Annotated in this window: 24 protein-coding genes; 6 read left to right on the forward strand and 18 right to left on the reverse strand. The window is 63.3% G+C overall.

From position 1 onward, the window contains the following. The first annotated feature begins 37 nt into the window (after positions 1 to 37). Positions 38 to 907, forward strand: coding sequence for a thioredoxin (gene trxA / locus AR540_RS22020; RefSeq protein ID WP_059232136.1), 870 nt, complete (start codon positions 38 to 40; stop codon positions 905 to 907). Between the two features lie 125 nt (positions 908 to 1,032). Here trxA and AR540_RS22025 read toward each other — a convergent pair whose 3' ends face one another. Further along, a complete protein-coding gene (locus AR540_RS22025; protein WP_059232137.1) occupies positions 1,033 to 1,386 on the reverse strand; it encodes a hypothetical protein in 354 nt (117 codons plus the stop codon). A 122-nt stretch (positions 1,387 to 1,508) separates the two neighbouring features. Between AR540_RS22025 and AR540_RS22030 the strand changes: the two genes are divergently transcribed. The 5 genes from AR540_RS22030 (at position 1,509) to AR540_RS22050 (ending at position 5,325) form a co-directional block, all read left to right on the forward strand. Continuing rightward, a complete protein-coding gene (locus AR540_RS22030) occupies positions 1,509 to 2,060 on the forward strand; it encodes a ZrgA family zinc uptake protein (protein WP_059232138.1) in 552 nt (183 codons plus the stop codon). 7 nt (positions 2,061 to 2,067) lie between these two features. Continuing rightward, complete coding sequence (locus AR540_RS22035) at positions 2,068 to 2,775, forward strand: ABC transporter ATP-binding protein (protein ID WP_059232139.1); 708 nt, start codon at positions 2,068 to 2,070, stop codon at positions 2,773 to 2,775. A gap of 1 nt (position 2,776) precedes the next feature. Then, entirely contained in the window at positions 2,777 to 4,030 is a 1,254-nt protein-coding gene (locus AR540_RS22040) for an ABC transporter permease (RefSeq protein WP_059232140.1), read from the forward strand. A gap of 14 nt (positions 4,031 to 4,044) precedes the next feature. Beyond that, the gene (locus AR540_RS22045) at positions 4,045 to 4,539 is read left to right on the forward strand and encodes a DUF3299 domain-containing protein (RefSeq protein ID WP_059232141.1); all 495 of its coding nucleotides are present in this window, start codon (positions 4,045 to 4,047) and stop codon (positions 4,537 to 4,539) included. A 96-nt stretch (positions 4,540 to 4,635) separates the two neighbouring features. After that, positions 4,636 to 5,325, forward strand: a complete 690-nt coding sequence (locus tag AR540_RS22050) for an OmpW/AlkL family protein (RefSeq protein WP_059232142.1) — start codon at positions 4,636 to 4,638, stop codon at positions 5,323 to 5,325. Positions 5,326 to 5,571: 246 nt separating this feature from the next. Here the strand turns inward: AR540_RS22050 and AR540_RS22055 are convergent, their stop codons facing one another. The 17 genes from AR540_RS22055 to rpsH form a co-directional block, all read right to left on the reverse strand. Further along, positions 5,572 to 6,501: an NAD-dependent epimerase/dehydratase family protein gene (locus AR540_RS22055; protein WP_059232143.1), complete on the reverse strand. Its 930-nt coding sequence runs from the start codon at positions 6,499 to 6,501 to the stop codon at positions 5,572 to 5,574. After that, complete coding sequence (locus tag AR540_RS22060; RefSeq protein ID WP_059232144.1) at positions 6,494 to 7,393, reverse strand: sugar nucleotide-binding protein; 900 nt, start codon at positions 7,391 to 7,393, stop codon at positions 6,494 to 6,496. The genes AR540_RS22055 and AR540_RS22060 overlap by 8 nt, the downstream gene beginning before the upstream one ends. A gap of 87 nt (positions 7,394 to 7,480) precedes the next feature. Beyond that, positions 7,481 to 9,670 (reverse strand): YccS family putative transporter, encoded by a 2,190-nt coding sequence (gene yccS / locus AR540_RS22065; RefSeq protein ID WP_236712112.1) that lies wholly within the window; start codon positions 9,668 to 9,670, stop codon positions 7,481 to 7,483. A gap of 160 nt (positions 9,671 to 9,830) precedes the next feature. Continuing rightward, positions 9,831 to 11,288 (reverse strand): catalase, encoded by a 1,458-nt coding sequence (locus AR540_RS22070; protein ID WP_059232146.1) that lies wholly within the window; start codon positions 11,286 to 11,288, stop codon positions 9,831 to 9,833. 191 nt (positions 11,289 to 11,479) lie between these two features. Then, positions 11,480 to 11,869: a 50S ribosomal protein L17 gene (gene rplQ, locus AR540_RS22075; protein ID WP_007161227.1), complete on the reverse strand. Its 390-nt coding sequence runs from the start codon at positions 11,867 to 11,869 to the stop codon at positions 11,480 to 11,482. A 44-nt stretch (positions 11,870 to 11,913) separates the two neighbouring features. Beyond that, the gene (locus AR540_RS22080; RefSeq protein WP_027599182.1) at positions 11,914 to 12,915 is read right to left on the reverse strand and encodes a DNA-directed RNA polymerase subunit alpha; all 1,002 of its coding nucleotides are present in this window, start codon (positions 12,913 to 12,915) and stop codon (positions 11,914 to 11,916) included. 22 nt (positions 12,916 to 12,937) lie between these two features. Then, entirely contained in the window at positions 12,938 to 13,558 is a 621-nt protein-coding gene (gene rpsD, locus AR540_RS22085; protein WP_059232147.1) for a 30S ribosomal protein S4, read from the reverse strand. 16 nt (positions 13,559 to 13,574) lie between these two features. Continuing rightward, complete coding sequence (gene rpsK, locus AR540_RS22090; protein ID WP_003281811.1) at positions 13,575 to 13,964, reverse strand: 30S ribosomal protein S11; 390 nt, start codon at positions 13,962 to 13,964, stop codon at positions 13,575 to 13,577. A 30-nt stretch (positions 13,965 to 13,994) separates the two neighbouring features. Next, positions 13,995 to 14,351: a 30S ribosomal protein S13 gene (gene rpsM / locus AR540_RS22095; protein ID WP_059232148.1), complete on the reverse strand. Its 357-nt coding sequence runs from the start codon at positions 14,349 to 14,351 to the stop codon at positions 13,995 to 13,997. Between the two features lie 130 nt (positions 14,352 to 14,481). After that, positions 14,482 to 14,598, reverse strand: coding sequence for a 50S ribosomal protein L36 (gene rpmJ / locus AR540_RS22100; protein ID WP_002555468.1), 117 nt, complete (start codon positions 14,596 to 14,598; stop codon positions 14,482 to 14,484). 30 nt (positions 14,599 to 14,628) lie between these two features. Next, entirely contained in the window at positions 14,629 to 15,960 is a 1,332-nt protein-coding gene (gene secY, locus AR540_RS22105; RefSeq protein ID WP_059232149.1) for a preprotein translocase subunit SecY, read from the reverse strand. Beyond that, on the reverse strand, positions 15,961 to 16,395 hold the full coding sequence (rplO, locus tag AR540_RS22110) for a 50S ribosomal protein L15 (RefSeq protein WP_007161232.1): 435 nt from the start codon (positions 16,393 to 16,395) through the stop codon (positions 15,961 to 15,963). A gap of 3 nt (positions 16,396 to 16,398) precedes the next feature. Then, positions 16,399 to 16,581, reverse strand: coding sequence for a 50S ribosomal protein L30 (gene rpmD, locus AR540_RS22115; protein WP_007161233.1), 183 nt, complete (start codon positions 16,579 to 16,581; stop codon positions 16,399 to 16,401). Between the two features lie 2 nt (positions 16,582 to 16,583). Continuing rightward, on the reverse strand, positions 16,584 to 17,084 hold the full coding sequence (rpsE, locus tag AR540_RS22120) for a 30S ribosomal protein S5 (RefSeq protein ID WP_058760892.1): 501 nt from the start codon (positions 17,082 to 17,084) through the stop codon (positions 16,584 to 16,586). A 3-nt stretch (positions 17,085 to 17,087) separates the two neighbouring features. After that, complete coding sequence (gene rplR, locus AR540_RS22125) at positions 17,088 to 17,438, reverse strand: 50S ribosomal protein L18 (RefSeq protein WP_007161235.1); 351 nt, start codon at positions 17,436 to 17,438, stop codon at positions 17,088 to 17,090. Between the two features lie 10 nt (positions 17,439 to 17,448). Next, complete coding sequence (rplF, locus tag AR540_RS22130) at positions 17,449 to 17,982, reverse strand: 50S ribosomal protein L6 (RefSeq protein WP_059232150.1); 534 nt, start codon at positions 17,980 to 17,982, stop codon at positions 17,449 to 17,451. An 11-nt stretch (positions 17,983 to 17,993) separates the two neighbouring features. Continuing rightward, entirely contained in the window at positions 17,994 to 18,386 is a 393-nt protein-coding gene (gene rpsH, locus AR540_RS22135; RefSeq protein WP_059232151.1) for a 30S ribosomal protein S8, read from the reverse strand. Between the last annotated feature and the right edge of the window lie 76 nt (positions 18,387 to 18,462).

The raw sequence follows: 18,462 nt of genomic DNA on the forward strand, positions 1-18,462 counted from the left end.
CCCACCTATAGTGCATCTTTCGTTTGCCGAGTCCGCCATGAGCCAGGTCCCCTACATTTTCGACGCCACCCTCGATACCTTCCAGCAACAGGTCATCGATACCTCCTTCACTACCCCGGTGCTGGTGGACTTCTGGGCGGAGTGGTGCGCGCCCTGCAAGGTGCTGATGCCGCTGCTGGCCAAGATCACCGAGTCCTACGGCGGCGCCCTGCACCTGGCCAAGGTCAACTGCGACATCGAGCAGGAGCTGGTGATGAGATTCGGCATCCGCAGCCTGCCCACCGTGGTGCTGTTCAAGGACGGCCAGCCGGTGGACGGCTTCGCCGGCGCCCAGCCTGAATCGGCCATCCGTGCCCTGCTCGAACCCCATGTCCAGGCACTGCCACCGGCCGAGGAAGACCCGCTGGAGGCGGCCCAGGCGCTGTTCGCCGAGGGTCGTTTCGCCGACGCCGAGGCGCTGCTCAAGGCCCTCCTGGAAGAAGACAACAGCAATGCCCTGGCGCTGATCCTCTATGCCCGCTGCCTGGCCGAGCGCGGTGAACTGGATGACGCCCAGGCGGTGCTGGATGCGGTCAAGGGCGACGAACACAAGCAGGCCCTGGCCGGAGCCCGCGCCCAGCTGACCTTCCTGCGCCAGGCCGAAAGTCTGCCCGAGGTCGCCGACCTCAAGAGCCGCCTGGCCCGCGATGCCGGCGACGACGAAGCCGCCTACCAGCTGGCCGTGCAGCAACTGGCTCGCCAGCAATACGAGCCGGCACTGGATGGTCTGCTGGAACTGTTCCGCCGCAATCGCGGCTACGGCGACGACCTGCCGCGCAAGACCCTGGTGCAGGTCTTCGACCTGCTGGGCAACGACCACCCGCTGGTCGCCACCTACCGCCGCCGGCTGTACCAGGCGCTGTACTAGACGCCCATCGATAAAGGCTGCCTCGTGCTGGACGCAGCCTTATCCACAGCGGGACCTCACCCGCCGCGGTGGACATTGCGTAGCGTGGAAAACCGCACAGCGTTTTCCACTGCCCACCAGCCAGATCACCCCTGCCAGATATAGAACTGCGCCTCCCCCACCCGCTCCATGCGCACCTGCGGGCTATGCCGCAGTCGTACCAGCAGCTGCTTGGCCACCCCGAGATTGCCGGTCAGCTTCTCCAGCGCCACGAGGATGTCCGGCCCGCTCAGCCGCCCGGCTGAGCTGAGCAACTTCACCACCTGATCCCACAGCATGTCGCCACCCGATTTGGGGCCGCTGGGGGTCGCGGCGGCCATGGCAGCTACGGGTGCCTCCGCTGGGCGCAGGGCGGCGGCCAGGCGCTGCCAGTCGGCATCATCCAGCTCCACCGTCAAATCCACGGGCTGGCTGCCGATGGTTCCGCGAATGCGTACCATGGTGTTCTCCTCGTCGTGCAGAGGCCCATGCTCCCACAGCCACCGGTCGACGCCAAACCAAGGTTGCGGCGCGCAAAAGCTACAACATAACATAGCGCCTTCTCGCTCACCGGAAGCTTCCCATGCGCCTGCCCCTGCTGACCCTCTGCCTTGCTGCCGCGCTCGCGCAACCCGCCTTTGCCCATGGCACCCAGGATGACCACGACGAGCATGAGCACGGCTCACTCGGCGCCCATGTGCATGGCGAATCCCATCTCGATATGGCCCAGACCGACACCGGCCTGGAGCTGCAGTGGCGTAGTCCGGCAGCCGATCTGGTGGGTTTCGAGCACGCCCCGCGCAGCCAGGCGGAAAAGGACGCCGTCGCCGCCCTCCGGCAGGCGCTGGAAAATCCCCAGGCGCTGGTGAAGCTGCCGGCCGCGGCTGAGTGCAAACTGGCCGAAGCCACGGCCGTCAGCCCCCTGTTCGCCGCGGACACCAAGACGAGCGGCCATCTGGACGTGGAAGCCAGCATGAGCTTCAGCTGCAGCAAGCCGGCCGCCCTCGACAGCCTGGATCTCACTGGCTGGTTCGCCCACTTCCCCAACAGCCATAGCGTCGAGGTCCAGGCCATCGTCGCCAGCGGCCAACAAGGCGCCGAGCTGACGGCCAAGCAACCGCAGCTGAAGTGGTAAGGCGGCCTTGACCACGACGCCCCTGGTCGAGATCGAAGGCCTCGGCTTCGCCTGGCCCGGTCAGGCGGAATGCCTGGACATCCGGCGCTTCTCGCTGGCACGGGGCGAGGCGTTGTTCCTCGAAGGTCCCTCGGGCAGCGGCAAGACCACCCTGCTCGGCCTGCTCGGCGGCGTGCAGCGTCCCAGCCGTGGCCAGGTCCGATTGCTCGGCCAGGATCTCGGGCAGCTTGCCACCGCCCGGCGCGATCGCTTTCGTGTCGATCACTCGGGCTTTCTCTTCCAGCAATTCAACCTGCTGCCCTTTCTCTCGGTATTGGACAACGTCCTGCTGCCCTGCCAGTTCTCGGCCCTGCGCCGTGAACGCGCCAGCACGCGCCACGGCACTCCCCAGCGCGCCGCGCTCACCCTGCTCCACGCCCTGGGGCTGAACGATCCCAGCCTGCCCAAGCGCCCGGCCCGCGAGCTATCCATCGGCCAGCAGCAGCGAGTCGCCGCCGCCCGCGCCCTGATCGGCCAGCCGGAACTGGTGATCGCCGACGAGCCCACCTCGGCGCTGGACAGCGATCACCGCGATGCCTTCCTGGAGCTGCTGTTCGCCGAATGCGCTGCCGCCGGTGCCGGCCTGTTGTTCGTCAGCCACGACCGCAGTCTGGCCAATCGCTTCGACCGCCACCTGACCCTGGCCCAGCTCAACGCCGCCCGTCCGGAGACCTAGGATGCCCCTCCTGCAACTGGCCTGGGCCAGCCTGCGCAATCGCCGCGCCACTGCCCTGCTCACCGTCTTCACCATCGCCGTCTCGGTGGCCCTGTTGCTGGGTGTCGAACGCCTGCGCACCGAGGCCAAGGCCAGTTTCGCCAGCACCATCGCCGGTACCGACCTGGTGGTGGGCGCCCGCTCCGGCGCGGTCAACCTGCTGCTCTACTCGGTCTTCCGCATCGGCAACGCCACCAACAACATCCGCTGGGAGAGCTACGAGAAGCTCGCCGCCGACCCCCGCGTGGCCTGGACCATCCCGCTGTCCCTCGGTGACTCCCACCGCGGTTACCGGGTACTGGGCACCGACAGTAACTATTTCGCCCACTATCACTACGGGCGCAACCAGCCGCTACGCCTTGCCCAGGGCCGGCCCTTCAATGACGTCTTCGAGGTAGTGCTGGGCGCCGAAGTGGCCAAGGCGCTGCACTATCGCCTGGGCGAGAAACTCGTGCTGGCCCATGGCGTCGCCACCATCAGCCTGACCGAGCACAGCGACCACCCCTTTACCGTGGTCGGCATCCTCGCCCCCACGGGCACCCCGGTCGACCGTACCCTGCACATCCCGCTCACCGGCATGACCGCCCTGCACCTGGATTGGCGCGGCGGCATGCCTGGCCCCTCGCTGAGCGACGCCGAGGTCCGCCAGCGCGATCTCACGCCCAAGGACCTCACCGCCGCCCTGGTCGGTCTCAAGAGCCGGGTGGCCACCTTCGCCCTCCAGCGCGCGATTAATGACTACGGCGGCGAGCCGCTGCTGGCCATCCTGCCCGGCGTGGCCCTGCAGGAACTCTGGGGCCTGCTCGGTACGGCGGAACAGGCACTGCTGGTGATGTCGCTGTGCGTGGTGCTCACCGGCCTGGTCGGTATGCTGACCGCGCTGCTCGCCAGCCTCAACGAGCGGCGACGGGAGATGGCCATCCTGCGCTCGGTCGGCGCCCAGCCACGCCACCTGTTCGGCCTGCTGCTGGCCGAGGCCCTCGCCCTCACCCTGGCTGGCTGCCTGGGCGGTCTGGCCTTGCTCTACGGCGCCATCGCCATCGGTCGGCCCTGGCTGCTGGCGGAATACGGCCTGGCATTGCCGCTGGACTGGCCCTCGCTCTACGATGGGCAACTGCTCGGCGGTATCCTGCTCGCGGCGCTGGTGCTCGGCTGCATTCCGGCCTGGCGCGGCTGTCGCCAGGCCCTCACGGACGGGTTGTCCGTGCGTTTGTAGACGAGGCCCCCACCATGCGCCTGGCGCTCCTGCTGTTGCTCTGCTGGCTGCCCTGGGTGCAGGCCGAACCCCGCCAGCTCGCCTGGCGCGAATTGGTCCCCGCCGATGCGCCGCGCTTCAATCCCGGCAGCGTCGACCATGGTCTTGGCGAAGACGGCCCGGCCGCCAGCCAGCCCTGGCCGGATGCCCCCACGGTGGCCGCGCTGGATGGCCAGGAAGTGCGCCTGCCCGGCTACGTGGTGCCACTGATGGTTACCGAGGAGGGCGAGGTCACCGAATTCCTGCTGGTGCCCTACTACGGTGCCTGCATCCACGTACCGCCACCACCGGGCAACCAGATCGTCTACGTCAAGGGCAGCCACGACCTCTGGCTGTCCAAGCTGCACCTGCCCTACTGGGTAGAAGGCCGTCTCGGCGTGGGCACCCAGCGCAGCGAGGTGGCCGTCGCCGGCTACTGGCTGCAGGCCCAGCGTATCCTCCCCTACATCCTCAAGGGCGACGGTTCCTGAGGGGATCTGCCCCACGCTTGAGCGAGATCAAGAGTTCGGCGTTTCGGCTTCGCTAGGCTGCTCCCAGCCATTTTTCAATGCTTCGGAGCCCCCGCCATGCGTCCCCTCTTCCGTCTCAGCCTGCTCGCCCTCACCCTGGCCACCCCCCTTGCCCAGGCCCACCAGGCCGGCGATATCATCCTGCGCGCCGGCGCCATCACCGTGGATCCCCACGAGCGCAGCTCCGACGTAAAGATCGATAGGGGCGCCCTGAGCGGCGCCAATCTCGGCGGCAAGGCGACCATGGACAGTGACACCCAGCTGGGTCTGAACTTCGCCTACATGCTCACCGACCACCTGGGTCTCGAACTGCTGGCGGCCACCCCCTTCGAGCACCAGGTCAACATCAAGGGCACCGGGCTGGACGCCGCCAACGGCAAGCTGGGCAGTCTCAAGCATCTCCCGCCGACCCTCAGCCTGGTCTACTACCCCCTGGACGCCAAGGCGACGGTCCAGCCCTATGTCGGCGCCGGCCTGAACTACACCTGGATCTATGACGAACACGTCGGCAGCGGCGCCAGCGCCGCCGGCTTCGACAACTTCCGCGCCGACAACTCCTGGGGCTGGGCGGCTCAGGTCGGCGCCGACGTCATGCTCACCGACCGGGTGATGCTCAACGCCCAGATCCGCTACATCGACATATCCACCACCGCCCACGTCGACAACACCGCCCTCGGCGCCCGCGCCAAGGTCGATCTGGACGTGGATCCCTGGGTCTATATGGTTGGCCTGGGCTATCGCTTCTAAGGGCCTGTGCAAGGTCTGCTGTACGTCGGACAAGCCGGCGCCCAAAAGACCCTGGGTCGCCAGCCCCGCCTGGGCGGCCCCGTCGCAATGCTCATTTACCACTCGTAAACTCGAGCGCGAGCCCGGTCGAGCGCGAGTCCGATCCACTTCCCCAGGTCTTTCGCCTTGTTTGTCTCTAGCTCGCGAGACCTTGAATGAGCTCCAGTCTCGCCCAAACGAAAACCGGCGCCTGGGTGCCGGTCTTGTTCAGTCTCCCAGCAGGGCCGCCAGGCCCGCGCCCATGCTCGTAGGTCGGCTGAAGTCGAAGCGCTCGCGCAGCCGGCTGTTATCCGCCTTCGAATGGCGGATATCCCCCGAGCGCGCCGCGCCATGGGTCACCTGTGGCAAACCGCCGAGCACCTGGCCAATCTCGGCCAGCAAGCCGTTCAGGCTGATGGTCTCGCCACGGCCTACATTCACCGCACCGGCGGCCACCGCGGGGGCTTCCAGCGCCTGCACCAGGATGTCCACCAGATCGGCCACGTAGACGAAATCACGGGTCTGCTCGCCATCGCCGAACACCGTGATCGGCGTCTGGCGCCGCGCGCGTTCGGTGAAGATGCTGATCACCCCCGAATAGGGCGACGATGGGTCCTGACGCGGGCCGTAGATGTTGAAGAAGCGGAAGATAGCCGGCTCCAGCCCGTGCTGGCGGCGATAGAAATCGAAGTAATACTCGCCGGCCAGCTTGTCTGCAGCATAGGGCGTCAGCGGGGCCTTCGGCAGTTCCTCGTCGATGGCCTGGCCCTGGCCATTGGCGCCATAGACCGCCGCGCTGGAGGCGTAGACCACGCGCTTGATCCCAGCCTTGCGCATGGCCTCGCACAGATTCAGGGTGCCGATGAAGTTGGCCCTGTGGGTACCCACCGGATCCTCCACCGACGCCTGCACCGAGGCCACCGCGGCCAGGTGGACCACCGCCGCGCAGCCCGCTACCGCAGCTTCCAGGTTCTCGGCATCGGCCACGTCGCCCACCCGTAGCTCGATACGCTCATCATCCAGCGGTAGATTCTCACGCTTGCCGGTACTCAGGTCGTCCAGTACCCGCACGCGTTTGCCCCGCGCCAGCAGCGCATCGGCCAGGTGCGAGCCGATGAAACCGGCCCCACCCGTGATCAAAATGGGCGCATCACTCATCGAAACCTACCTCGTCCTGCCGAAAGCCCTGCAACAGCGCCGGCAGCTCCTGCTGCCAGCGCCGTGCCTTGATCCCGAAGGTGTTGAGCAGCTTGCGACTGATCAGCACCCCGTGTTGTGGCTCTTCCGCGGCATCGGCGCGCTCCAGGTGCGCCACCTCCTGCCATTCGCAACGCACCGGCCGGTCGAACTCCTGCCAGAGCATGGCGACCGTCTCGGCCAACCCGAGCTCCGACACCGCTTCCTGGGCGCCGTAATGGTAGGTCCCCCATAGCGGCGCCCCGCAGTCAAGCTGCTTGACGACGGCCAGCAGCACCCGTGCAGCATCGCCCACGGTGGTCGGGTTACCCCGCCGGTCGCTGGCCAGAGGCACGACCTGCTCGGTCGTCAGCTGCCCCAACAGGCGGCCCAGGCGCCCATCGCGCGAATCGTCCAGCACCCAGCCCAGGCGCAGCAGGATGTGCATCGGGCACAACGCCCGTACCAGCTGCTCGACGCGCCAAAGTGCCTCGCCGCGCGCCCCAGGAGGTCGCGGAAGATCCTTTTCACTATAGCCGGCCACGCGCGAGCCATCGAAAAGTTGATAGCTGGAGGGTTGGATCAGGGGAATCTGGTAGTGCTGGCAGAGACCGGCCAGCCGCTGCACGGCGAGCGCCTGGCGCTGCATCAGCGCCGGCACGAAGGCCTCCGCCTGCAGCCAGTGATGATAATAGGCGAGATTGATCACCGCTCCCGGCCGCACTCGGTCCAGAACCTCGGTCAGCTCGGCGGCATACCAGCCCTCGGCCGGTGCCGCGGGCGCAATGAGATCGATGCCGGCTTCGGCACCGGCGGTCAACAGCGCCTTGCCCAGGGCGCTTTCCCCGCCCACTACTAGAAGACGCATACGCATGAGTTGGAACAGCCTTCAGACCAGCAGAAACAGACGTCGAGACATTCGACGCACATCGATCAACATAGCGCGTCGCGCCAGCCTTGCTCAAGCATCGGCAGTCCCCGCCGCCGGCTCTTCGCGGGTTTGTTCGCGCAATGTATGGTTGGCGGCGCTCTTGAGATTCGGCAGCAGGCGACAGATCAGCGCCAGCTGGGTACAGACCAGCCGGTAGCCATCGTCATTCACGTCCGCCGCAGCTTCCAGCTCGTCGGCCAGCAGGTTCTCCTCCTCGGCCGTCGGCGCCAGGCTACGTCGCTCCGCCACGGCCGCGGCGATGGCCTCCAGGCCCTCGGCGATACGGGTGACCGCGCGCTCCACCAGGACATCCTGTTCGGCGGCTTCCAGCTGTCGCCGATGCGCGCCCAAGGCCGACAGGTAGCCCAGCAGGGTGTTGGACAGTGCCAGGTAACGGAAACCTGCCTCCAGATTACGGCGGAAATGCCCGGGATCGCGCAACATGTTCGCCAAGGCGGCGGACAGGGTGGCATCGGCATTGTGTGCATTGCGCCGCGCCACTCGATAGTCGAGGTCATCACGCTTGCCGGTGCGGTACTGCTCGTGCAGGCGCCGCAGGTACAGCGCATTGGTACGCAGGGTGTTGGCCATCACCACATGCAGGCGGCGCCCCTGCCAGTCCGGCAGGATGAAGAACACCGCCAACACCGCGATCAGGCAGCCGAGCAGCGTATCGATCAGCCGCGGCCAGATCAGCATGAAGCCATTGCCCACCTGGTTGAAGCAGAACAGCACCATCAGGGTGATGGCTGCGGTGGCTATGGTGTAGCGATCCGTTCGGGTGACGAAGAACACCAGTCCGCCCACCAGGGCCAGCAGCAGCTGGATCTCCGGCTGAGTGAACAGCTCCAGCAAGGCGCTGCCCAGCAGCAACCCGATCACCGTGCCGACGATCCGCTGTACCAGCCGCACCCGCGTGGCCCCGTACTGCGGTCGACAGACGAACACCGTGGTGAGCAGGATCCAGTAACCGTTCACCGGATGGATCAGATGCAGCACGCCATAGCCGGCCATCAGCGCCAGCGCCATCCGTAATCCATGGCGGAACAGCAGCGAGGTGGGCGTGAGCTGCAGGCGGATGCGCTGGAACACCTCGCGCAGGGAGCGCGCCGCGGGATCGAGCAGGCTGGTATCGAGATCCGCCGCGCCTGAGTCACTGGTACCGGCCTCTGAGAACTGCCGCTCCAGGGTCGAAAGGTTGTGGCCGAGCAGGTCCAGGGAACGCAACAGACCCCGCCAGCGCGGATTCTGCTGCTGCTTGAGATACTCCAGAGACGCCTGCAGATCGGTCAGGCCCTGCTGGCTCTGCTGGCCATACTCGAAGGGTTGGCCAAGCCTGATCGCCTCGCCCAGGTTGAAACAGGCAGCGGCCTGCAACTTGAGCAGCCGCTGGCAGCGAAACAGGATGTCGCTGTGGAAGAAGGCCTCGGTGAGCGCGCTGTAGGGATAGTGCGACGAGCTGGCGCGCTCATGGATGTCCTGGGCCATGAAATACAGCCGGAAGTAGCGCCCCGACCGCGCCCCGGGTCGTCCCGAGCGACCGAAACGGCTGAGGATGGTCGCCTTGGCCTGGTTCAGCGCCTGCACCACCTTGCCATTCTGCTGTGCCAGCACCACGCGCCTTTGATGCAGGTCGACGCCGCGCACCGGCTCGAGCATCTCGGCCTTGAGCTTCAGGAAGATCCCCAGCTCGCCATAGAGGGCGTACAGACTCTGGCGCACGGGCTGATGGGCGAAGAGGGTGCACCAGAGCACCGACAACACGCCGTACCACAGGGCCCCGGCCAGCAGATGCACGGGTTCGTACCAGAGCGGCATCTGGGTACCGAGACGCTGGTCCACGCCGATCATGGCGTAGATCGACAGGATGACCGTGGCCTGGGCGATCGACGCATAGCGCTCACCGATGGCCCCCAGCATGGTCAGGCTGAAGGTAGCCAGGCCCAGGCCCAGCGCGAAGATCCAGGGATAGGGGAACAGCAACTCCACGGAAAAGGCCGCCACTGCGAAGCACAGCAGCGTCACCACCAGCGACTTCAGACGTCCCAGCCAGCTGTCGTCGGTCTCCGCCAGGGCACTGGCGATGATGCCGAGAAACACCGGTGACAGCGCCCGCAGATCGTTCAGCGACCAGCAGACGGCCATGGCGCCACTCAAGGCGATGAAGACCCGCACACCGTAGCTGGCCTTCTCGTGCGCCCACAGCTGGCGCAAAGACATTCCAAACAGAGTCATGACGGAAGGGGTAGCCTCGTGTTTTCGCGCTTGTTGCGAACCTTAGCACTGCGACGTCGCAAGCGGCGTCCGAGACAGCCTTTCCTCCATTTTTTTAACCGACGAAAAAAAGCCCGGCATCAACCGGGCTTTCTTCGCCCTCGCGTCAGGCGACTTCGTTGGGCTCTATCCCCAGGCCGACGGCAACGCCCTGGCCATAGGCCGGGTCCGCCTTGAGGAAATGGCCGATCTGGCGCAGCTGGACGTCACGGCTCACCGCGCCCAAGGCACCGGCGATATTATCGATCAGCAGCGCCCGCTGGTCCGCGCTCATCAGGCGGAACAGCGCGCCGGCCTGGCTGTAGTAATCCTCGTCCACCCGATGATCGTAGCGATCGGCCGGGCCGGCGAAGTTCAGCGCCGGCTCGCGGTACTGCGGTGCCTGCCTGGGCGTATGGCCCTGGCTGTTGGGCTCGTAGTTCGGCTGGGAACCGCCATTGCCATCGAATCTCATGGCACCGTCACGCTGGTTGTTGGCATAGGGGCAGCGCGGCGCGTTGACCGGCAACTGCTGGTAGTTGGTCCCCACCCGATAGCGCTGGGCATCGGCATAGGCGAACACCCGGCCCTGCAGCATCCGGTCTGGCGACAGCCCCACGCCCGGCACCACATTGCTCGGGGCGAAGGACGCCTGCTCCACCTCGGCGAAGTAGTTCTGCGGATTGCGGTTCAGCTCCAGCACCCCGACTTCCTGCAGCGGATAATCCCGCTGCGACCAGACCTTGGTCACATCGAAAGGATTCTCCGTGCGACTGGCCGCCTCCTGCTCGGTCATCACCTGGATGCACAGGGTCCAGCGTGGAAAGTCGCCGCGCTCGATGGCCTGGAACAGGTCACGCTGGCTGTAGTCCGGATCGGTTCCGGCCAGCCGCGCCGCCTCGGCGGGCGCCAGGTTCCTGATGCCCTGCTGGCTCTTGAAGTGAAACTTCACGAAATGTCGCTCACCCTGGGCGTTGATCAGGCTGAAGGTATGGCTGCCGAAGCCGTGCATGAAGCGATAGCCATCCGGAATGCCACGATCGGAAAACAGAATGGTCACCTGATGCAGCGATTCCGGCGACAGCGACCAGAAGTCCCACATCATCTGCGGACTCTTCAGGTTGCTCCAGGGATCGCGCTTCTGGGTATGGATGAAGTCCGGAAACTTCAGCGGATCGCGGATGAAGAACACCGGGGTGTTGTTGCCGACGATGTCCCAGTTGCCTTCTTCGGTATAGAACTTCAAGGCGAAACCCCGGGGATCGCGCTCGGTATCGGCCGAGCCCCGCTCACCGCCTACGGTGGAAAAACGCAGGATGGTGTCGGTCTGCTTGCCCACGCTGGCGAACAACTTGGCGCTGGTCAGGTGGGTAATGTCCCGGGTCACGGTAAAGGTGCCATAGGCAGCGGAGCCCTTGGCATGCACCCTACGCTCAGGAATGACCTCACGATTGAAGTGCGCCAGCTTTTCGATCAGATGGAAGTCGTCGAGCATCAGCGGACCGCGCGGGCCGGCGGTGCGGGAATTCTGGTTGTCGGCCACTGGAATGCCGCTGGCGGTAGTGAGGATCTTGGTATCGGTCACAGGCTGTCTCCCTTTGAATAGCGCTTGCTGATCGCGTGGGAGAAGTATCGCCAAGGCAATACTTTAGGACTAATTTATTGATCCTAGCATCCTAATAGAAAATCCAAGTAGAAGTACCCTGCTTGCAGCTCGCTAAACGCCAGGCATGAAAAAGCCGGGCAAGAGCCCGGCTTTTTCCAGAACAGCGCTACTTATTCAGCAGCTTGTTCCACGGTACCGCCGACCGGACGGTCGATCAGCTCGACGTACGCCATGGGCGCATTGTCGCCAGCGCGGAAGCCGCACTTCAGGATACGCAGGTAGCCACCCGGACGGTTGGCGTAGCGCTTGCCCAGGTCGTTGAACAGCTTGCCAACGGCAGCTTTCGAACGGGTGCGGTCGAAAGCCAGACGACGGTTGGCGACGCTGTCTTCCTTGGCCAGGGTGATCAGCGGCTCGGCAACGCGGCGCAGCTCCTTGGCTTTCGGCAGGGTAGTTTTGATCAGCTCGTGCTCGAACAGCGACACAGCCATGTTCTGGAACATGGCCTTGCGGTGTGCGCTCGTGCGGCTCAGATGACGACCACTTTTACGATGACGCATGATTGAAATTCCTTCCCAAACTAACGTTCGGTGAACAATGACGATCAGGCAGTAGCCTTGTCGTCCTTCTTAAGGCTTGCAGGGGGCCAGTTGTCCAGGCGCATACCGAGCGACAGACCACGCGAGGCCAGAACGTCCTTGATTTCGGTCAGGGACTTCTTGCCCAGGTTCGGGGTCTTGAGCAGCTCCACTTCGGTACGCTGAATCAGGTCACCGATGTAGTAGATGTTCTCCGCCTTGAGGCAGTTGGCCGAACGAACGGTCAGTTCCAGATCGTCTACCGGACGCAGCAGGATCGGATCGATCTCGTCTTCCTGTTCAACCACGACCGGCTCGCTGTCGCCCTTGAGGTCGACGAACGCTGCCAGCTGTTGCTGCAGGATAGTGGCGGCACGACGGATGGCTTCTTCCGGGTCCAAAGTACCGTTGGTTTCCAGGTCAAGCACGAGCTTGTCCAGGTTGGTACGCTGCTCGACCCGAGCGTTTTCCACCACGTACGCCACGCGACGAACCGGACTGAACGAAGCGTCGAGCTGCAGACGGCCGATAGCACGGGTCTCGTCTTCTTCGCTCTGGCGCGCATCGGCGGGCTCATAGCCACGACCGCGTGCGATTTTCAGCTTCATGTTCAGCGAACCGTTGTCCGCCAGGTGGGCGATGACGTGCTCACCGTTGACGATCTCGACATCGTGATCGACCTGAATGTCGGAGGCCAGAACTGGCCCCTGACCTTTCTTGCTCAGACTCAGGGTGACTTCGTCACGGCCGTGCAACTTGATGGCCAGACCCTTGAGATTGAGCAGGATCTCGATCACGTCTTCCTGCACGCCTTCGATGGCGCTGTACTCGTGCAGGACTCCGTCGATCTCTGCTTCGACTACCGCGCAGCCAGGCATGGAGGACAACAGGATACGCCGCAGCGCGTTGCCCAAGGTATGGCCGAAACCACGCTCGAGAGGCTCGAGGGTGATCTTGGCACGGGTCTGACTAACCGCCTGCACATCGATATGGCGGGGGGTCAGGAACTCATTTACCGAACTCTGCATGGATGCACCTACTTTCTAGCCCTTACTTGGAGTAGAGCTCGACGATCAGGTTTTCGTTGATGTCGGCGGAGAGATCACCACGGGCCGGCACACTCTTGAAGGTGCCTTCCTTTTTCTCGGTGCTCACTTCGACCCACTCAACCCGGCCACGCTGGCCGCACAGCTCGAGAGCTTGAGCGATACGCAGCTGGTTCTTGGCCTTTTCGCGGACCGCGACGACGTCGCCGACCTTGACCTGATAGGAGGGAATGTTGACGGTCTGACCGTTGACGGTGATCGACTTGTGGGAGACCAGCTGGCGCGATTCCGCGCGAGTGGCACCGAAGCCCATGCGATACACCACGTTGTCCAGACGGCATTCGAGCAGCTGCAGCAGGTTCTCACCGGTTGCGCCCTTGCGACGGGCAGCTTCCTGGTAGTAACCGGCGAACTGACGCTCGAGCACGCCATAGATACGGCGGACTTTCTGCTTTTCACGCAGCTGCAGACCGTAGTCGGACAGACGACCGCGACGCTGACCATGCTGGCCAGGAACGGTTTCCAGCTTGCACTTCGAGTCGAGGGCACGGGAGCCGCTCTTCAGGAAGAGGTCAGTGCCTTCGCGGCGGGACAGTTTGCACTTGGGACCAATGTAACGAGCCATTTCTCACTGTCTCCTATTACACGCGACGCTTCTTCGGCGGACGGCACCCGTTATGCGGGATGGGCGTCACGTCGGTGATGCTGGCGATCTTGTAACCACAGGCATTCAGGGCGCGAACAGCGGACTCACGGCCGGGGCCGGGACCTTTGACGTTCACGTCCAGATTCTTCAGACCATATTCCAGAGCGGCTTGGCCGGCACGTTCAGCTGCAATCTGGGCAGCGAACGGAGTGCTCTTACGGGAGCCACGGAAGCCGGAGCCACCGGAGGTCGCCCAGGACAACGCATTGCCCTGACGATCGGTGATGGTCACGATAGTGTTGTTGAAAGACGCGTGGATATGGGCGATGCCATCAACCACTGTCTTTTTGACTTTCTTACGAGGACGAGCAGCAGGTTTTGCCATGACTAGATTCCTGTCGATTCGCGGATGCGATTACTTGCGGATCGGCTTGCGCGGGCCCTTACGGGTACGGGCATTGGTCTTGGTGCGCTGACCATGGACCGGCAGACCACGGCGGTGACGCAGACCGCGGTAGCAACCCAGATCCATCAGGCGCTTGATGTTCATGTTGATTTCGCGGCGCAGGTCACCCTCGGTGAGGATTTTGGCGACCTCGTTACGCAGCTGATCGACCTGCTCGTCGCTCAGTTCTTTGATCTTGGCGGTCGGCTCGATGCCGGTGGCCGCGCAGATCTTCTGAGAGGTAGTGCGACCGACACCATAGATGTAGGTCAGCGAGATAACAGTGTGCTTGTTATCTGGAATGTTGACGCCTGCAATACGGGCCATTCAGAAAAACTCCAATTGACAGCTACCGACGCCCCGGAAGCCAAGAAAAGGGCGCGCGATATTAACGCTGTAGGAACAAATGATCAACCCGGCAGCACACTAGCTGCCGGGTTAGACGCGTGGATCACACTCAGCCTTGGCGCTGCTTGTGACGCGGTTCAGCGCTGCAGATCACGCGTACGACGCCTTCGCGCCGAATGATCTTGCAGTTACGGCACAGCTTCTTGACCGATGCACGAACTTTCATGACAACTCCTCTAACCTTACGGGTAACGGATCAGCGCATCATGCCGCCGCCGTAGCCCTTCAGGTTGGCTTTCTTCATCAGGGACTCGTATTGATGAGATACGAGATGGGACTGGACCTGGGACATGAAGTCCATGACCACAACCACCACGATCAGCAACGAGGTCCCGCCGAGATAGAACGGCACGTTCGCCGCGACCACCAGGAACTGGGGCAACAAGCACACCGCCGTCATGTACAGGGCACCGAACATGGTCAGCCGGGTCAGCACGCCATCGATATAGCGCGCAGACTGCTCACCTGGACGAATACCCGGAATGAACGCTCCGGATTTCTTCAGGTTTTCCGCCACGTCCTTGGGGTTGAACATCAGCGCCGTATAGAAGAAGCAGAAGAAGATGATCCCTGCACTAAACAGCAAGATGTTCAGCGGCTGACCGGGGGCGATGGCCTGAGCCACGTCCTGCAACCAACCAAGACCTTCGGACTGACCGAACCACGAACCGAGCGATGCCGGGAACAGCAGAATGCTGCTGGCGAAAATAGCCGGAATGACACCGGCCATGTTCACCTTGAGCGGCAGATGGCTGTTCTGCGCAGCGAAGACCTTGCGGCCCTGCTGACGCTTGGCGTAGTGCACCGCAATGCGACGCTGACCACGCTCGATGAACACCACGAAGGCAATGATGGCCACGGCCACCACACCCACCATGATCAGCGCGAAGATATTGATATCGCCCTGCCGTGCCGACTCGAAGGACTGACCGATGGCACGAGGCAAGCCCGCGACGATGCCGGCGAAGATCAGCATCGAAATGCCGTTACCGATACCGCGCTCGGTGATCTGCTCACCGAGCCACATCATGAACAGCGCACCGGCGACGAACGTGGTGACAGCGACGAAATAGAAGCTGAAGCCCACGCTGAACGCGACACCCTGACTGGCGAGTCCTACCGACATCCCGGTGGCCTGAACGAGCGCCAGAACCAGCGTGCCGTAACGGGTGTACTGGCTGATCTTGCGACGACCAGACTCACCCTCTTTCTTCAATTGCTCCAGCTGCGGGCTGATCGCGGTAAGCAGCTGCATGATGATCGATGCCGAGATGTACGGCATGATCCCAAGGGCAAAGATGCTCATCCGCTCCAGCGCACCGCCGGAGAACATGTTGAAGAGGCTAAGAATGGTCCCCTCGTTCTGCCTGAACAGTGCGGCCAGCTGATCGGGATTGATACCCGGAACAGGGATGTGCGCACCGATCCTGTAGACGATGATCGCCAGAAACAGGAATCGGAGGCGGGTCCACAGCTCGGACATACCACCGCTCTTGCTGAGCGCAGAGAGAGCACCTTGCTTAGCCATTTATTCCTCGATCTTGCCGCCAGCTGCTTCGATGGCTGCACGTGCACCCTTGGTGGCACCAATGCCCTTCAGGGTGACGGCACGAGTAACGTCGCCGGACAGCACAACCTTGACACGCTTGATGTCGCGGCTGATCACGTTGGCGTCTTTCAGTGCCTGCAGATCGACGACGTCGACATCAACCTTGGCCAGCTCGGAGGTACGAACCTCGGCACGGTCCAGGGCCTTCAGCGAGACGAAGCCGAACTTCGGCAGACGACGGTGCAGCGGCTGCTGGCCGCCCTCGAAGCCCGGTGCAACCTTGCCGCCGGAGCGGGAGGTCAGACCCTTGTGGCCACGGCCACCGGTCTTGCCCAGGCCGCTACCGATACCCCGACCGGGACGCAGCTTCTCGCGGCGAGCGCCGGGAGCGGAACGCAGATCATTCAATTTCATGACTTAACCCTCCACACGCAGAAGGTAGTAGGCCTTGTTGATCATGCCGCGATTTTCAGGGGTGTCCTGAACTTCGACGGTATGACCAATGCGACGCAGGCCGAGACCCTTGACGCAAGCCTTGTGATTGGCCAGACGGCCATGGACGCTCTTGATCAGCGTGACCTTGACGGTTGCGTTAGCCATGATCAGAGAATCTCCTCGACGCTCTTGCCACGCTTGGCAGCAACAGCTTCCGGCGCCTGCATGTGCTTGAGACCTTCGAAGGTCGCGTACACCACGTTTACCGGGTTGGTGGAGCCGTAGCACTTGGCCAGGACGTTCTGCACACCAGCGACTTCCAGGACGGCACGCATGGCGCCACCAGCGATGATGCCGGTACCTTCGGAAGCGGGCTGCATGTACACCTTGGAGGCGCCGTGGGCAGCCTTGACCGGGTACTGCAGGGTTGTGCCGTTCAGATCCACCTGGATCATGTTGCGGCGAGCAGCTTCCATTGCCTTCTGGATGGCAGCAGGCACTTCACGCGCCTTGCCACGGCCGAAGCCAACGCGGCCCTTGCCATCGCCAACCACGGTCAGAGCGGTGAAGGCGAAGATACGGCCGCCTTTCACGGTTTTGGCTACGCGGTTAACTTGAACCAGCTTCTCGATGTAGCCTTCGTCGCGCTTTTGATCGTTATTTGCCATGACTTAGAACTCCAGCCCGCCTTCACGAGCAGCGTCGGCCAGCGCCTTGACGCGACCATGGTACTTGAAGCCAGAACGATCAAAGGCCACCTGGGTAACGCCAGCGGCCTTGGCACGCTCGGCGACCAGCAGACCAACTTTCTTGGCCGCCTCGACGTTGCTGGTAGCGCTCTCGCGCAGTTCTTTGTCCAACGTAGAAGCGCTGGCCAGGACCTTGCTGCCGTCGGCCGCGATGACCTGAGCATAGATGTGCTGGGAAGAGCGGTACACGCACAGACGGACCACTTCCAGTTCGCGCATCTTCAGGCGAGCCTTGCGAGCGCGACGCAGTCGGGTTTCTTTCTTGACGGTCATTTGCTATGCCCTACTTTTTCTTGGCTTCTTTACGGTGGACGACTTCGTCGGCGTACCGTACACCTTTGCCCTTGTAAGGCTCCGGCGGACGGAAACCACGAATCTCAGCCGCAACCTGGCCAACCAGCTGCTTGTCGATACCCTTGATCAGGATGTCGGTCTGGTTGGGGGTTTCTGCGGTGATGCCTTGCGGCAGTTCGTAGTCCACGGGGTGAGAGAAGCCCAGAGCGAGGTTCAGCACCTGACCTTTGGCCTGGGCCTTGTAGCCCACACCGACCAGTTGCAGCTTGCGCTCGAAGCCCTGGCTGACGCCGATCACCATGTTGTTGACCAGGGCACGGGTAGTGCCGGCCATCGCACGGGTCTGCTGGTCACCATTGCGAGCGGCAAAACGCAGCTCACCGGACTCTTGGGTCACTTCGACCGAGGGATGCACCTTCAGCTCCAGAGCGCCCTTGGCACCCTTGACCGAAAGAGCCTGACCGGCCAGATTCACTTCGACGCCCGCAGGCAGTCTTACGGGGTTTTTAGCAACGCGAGACATGCTGATTCCCCTTAGAAGACTGTGCAGAGCACTTCGCCGCCAACACCAGCAGCACGGGCTGCGCGATCAGTCATCACACCTTTGTTAGTGGAAACGATCGACACGCCCAGACCACCGCGCACTTTCGGCAGCTGGTCAACGGCTTTGTACTGGCGCAGACCGGGACGGCTGCTACGCTTGAGTTCTTCGATGACAGGCTTGCCTTCGAAGTACTTCAGCTCGATGGACAGCAACGGCTTGGATTCCGCGCTGACCTGAAAATCCGCGATGTAACCTTCGTCCTTGAGGACTTTGGCAACGGCTGCCTTCAGTTTGGAAGAAGGCATGCTTACGACGGTCTTTTCAGCCATCTGGGCATTACGGATACGAGTTAGCATGTCTGCTAACGGGTCCTGCATACTCATGGGCTATTAGCTCCTAATACAGAAACGAGCCTTCCGGCTCTCAAAATCACCCCTCGGCAATAGGCCGATTCGGGCG

The organism is Pseudomonas sp. EpS/L25 (assembly GCF_001512295.1).
Classification (GTDB): Bacteria; Pseudomonadota; Gammaproteobacteria; order Pseudomonadales; family Pseudomonadaceae; genus Chryseomonas.